2 protein-coding genes are annotated in these 2,005 nt (G+C 62.6%); both read left to right on the forward strand.

Annotated elements, in window-relative coordinates:
- Positions 1-685 precede the first annotated feature (685 nt).
- The gene (locus APA10_RS11760; RefSeq protein ID WP_035367761.1) at positions 686-1,561 is read left to right on the forward strand and encodes a DUF932 domain-containing protein; all 876 of its coding nucleotides are present in this window, start codon (positions 686-688) and stop codon (positions 1,559-1,561) included.
- A gap of 63 nt (positions 1,562-1,624) precedes the next feature.
- The gene (locus APA10_RS11765) at positions 1,625-1,945 is read left to right on the forward strand and encodes a hypothetical protein (protein WP_035367763.1); all 321 of its coding nucleotides are present in this window, start codon (positions 1,625-1,627) and stop codon (positions 1,943-1,945) included.
- Positions 1,946-2,005: the final 60 nt, after the last annotated feature.

Genomic DNA, 2,005 nt, shown 5'->3' on the forward strand with positions numbered 1-2,005 from the left:
GCCCGCCGTATCCTCTAGCGTAGCCTCTAACGTGTCCTGTTCCGTATCCTCTGGTGTATCCTGAATCGGCCAATTTTCGCACTGATGCCGCGCAAGCTGGGTGCTCGTGCGATCTGCATTTGGGGGCTTGATCTCCGCTCTAGTTCGTAAGGCCGCGAGCCAGGTGCGCTGCCCCTGTCTCCCGACCAACTCACCGGAGCCAGCCGCCGCCCTGCGCTGCGCTGCGGTCGCCGTCTGTCTCCGCCCATCCGGGTAACGATCGGAAGCCCGGTATATCCCCCCGATGCTCGCCCCCCCAAGGGGGCTGCGCTGATGCCAGCAGCCTCGCTCCGGTCTAGGGGATCATCCACCCCATCTTCCTGCGCTCCCTTTGGTCGCTCCGTGCAGACGGGTCCCCTGAGATGCCCCCTAGACCTGCGCTGCGTTGCCGGCGGATCTGAAGGTGTCGGGACGAAAGGCGTCGCTGCGCTGCCTTTCGCCCTGCCGCTGGCAGGTCGAACGAAAGGCTGGGGCTTTGATCCGGTTTTTGGCAAGCGGTTTTTTCGTGCTGAACGGGAATTTTTTCGGAGAATTTTTGCATTTTTCTCTTGCCAGACCCTTATTATATCGCGTATATAATAAGGGCACCGGACGAAAAGGAGGGAGACGGTCTCCCCCATCACCGGGGCCACGGGAGGGTAAACCCATGAATCATTTCGTTTCTTCTCGCTTTTCCCGCAATCTCGGCCGCGATCCGCTGTCCGACGAAGCCCTGCGCCATCTGGCGAAGTCCATCTTCGCGGAAGACAAGCACGAGAGCCGCAGCGACCGATACGCCTACATCCCCACTTATGAAGTGCTCGCGGGAATGCGGAAAGAAGGCTTCGAGCCGGTCTATGCCAAGCAGGGCGGTTCGCGCGTGCCGGGTAAGGCGGATTTTACCAAGCACCTGATCCGCTTCCGTCACAAGGGCGAAGCCGGGACCGTCCGCAAGGTCGGCGGCATCTATCCGGAAGTCGTGCTGGTCAACAGCCATGACGGCACGAGCGCCTATAAGGTCATGGCCGGGCTGATGCGTCTGGTCTGCCTTAACGGGCTGATGGTGTCAGATCGGGAGCTTGCTTCCGTGTCCGTCCACCACAAGGGCGACGTGATGGCGCAGGTCATCGAGGGCAGCTTCAAGGTGCTGTCCGAGAGCTGCCGCGCGGTTGAAGCCGCAGACGCTTGGTCCGGTGTCAGCCTGAACCATGACGAACAGATGATCCTTGCCGGGGCGGCCCATGAAATCCGCTTCGGGGAGGAAGCCGAAACCCCGATCGAGCCGCGCCAGCTTCTGGCCCCGCGCCGCCGTGATGATCTCGGTTCCGATCTGTGGACCGTCGGAAACGTGGTGCAGGAAAACGTCATCCGGGGCGGTCTCCGGGCATGGGGGCGCGATGCCAACGGCCGCCGCCGTCGCGTGTCCACCCGCGAAGTCAAAGCCATTGATGCGGACGTGAAGATCAACCGCGCCCTGTGGCGTCTCAACGAGGAAATGGCCCGGCTGAAAGGAGGCGGAGCATTCATGCAGGACGCCGCCTGATCCCGTCATCCGGCACGCCTCACCCGAGGCGTGCCCCCTGCCCTTCAGGATGGAACGTCACCCATGAGCGAAGCATTCGAAATTGCGCAGACCATTCCCACCGAGCGCCCCTTGAGCTTCGACGAAGCCGCCGCCCTTGTCCGCTCACACGTCGGGACACCGCAGGATGTCGGCTATCAGATGTTCGACAATATCGCCTCGGCCATCAAAGCCCTCTCGCACCAGAGCAGACTTGCCGGGGCCGATTATGATTGCCTGTCATGTGGCAATGGCTGGACCTATGAAGGCATCGACCCCGCACCCGACCCGGCCACCTGCCCCTTTTGCGGAAGGGAGGGCAACTCGCCGTTGAGGGCATGGGAGGGCGAACGCAAAGACATCTGACTCCGGGGGCGATATGCCCCCATTTCCGCGCGCGCCGAACCGGAAGCCCGCCTCGCGGGC

The organism is Acetobacter pasteurianus subsp. pasteurianus LMG 1262 = NBRC 106471, assembly GCF_000285275.1.
GTDB lineage: Bacteria > Pseudomonadota > Alphaproteobacteria > Acetobacterales > Acetobacteraceae > Acetobacter > Acetobacter pasteurianus.

Bases quoted from the DNA above. Each gene is read 5' to 3' on its own strand.
- APA10_RS11765 (WP_035367763.1), top strand. From the start codon at position 1,625: ATGAGCGAAGCATTCGAAATTGCGCAGACCATTCCCACCGAGCGCCCC.
- APA10_RS11760 (WP_035367761.1), top strand. From the start codon at position 686: ATGAATCATTTCGTTTCTTCTCGCTTTTCCCGCAATCTCGGCCGCGAT.